Here is a 203-nt window from a genome sequence, read left to right as displayed (position 1 = left end):
CCACTACGTTCTCGACGATGTGCTTGGACGCGGTTCCATGGGCACGGTGTGGCGCGGCCATGACCTCAATGACGGATCCCCCTGTGCCATCAAGATTCTCAACCCAACCCTGACGACGGATAAGGGCGCAACCCGACGCTTCATCGATGAGCGTGACATCTTCATGTCCGTCGACGATGACGCCGTCGTCCGGGTCACTGACA

General features: G+C 59.6%; 1 pseudogene. It reads left to right on the top strand.

From position 1 onward, the window contains the following. Positions 1–203, top strand: a pseudogene (locus AMS67_RS16655) (Stk1 family PASTA domain-containing Ser/Thr kinase); the annotation flags it as partial.

Source organism: Leucobacter japonicus (assembly GCF_001273855.1).
Taxonomy (GTDB): Bacteria; Actinomycetota; Actinomycetes; order Actinomycetales; family Microbacteriaceae; genus Leucobacter; species Leucobacter japonicus.
The sequence above is the reverse complement of the archived record's forward strand: the minus strand, read 5'-3'. Positions and strand labels throughout refer to the sequence as shown.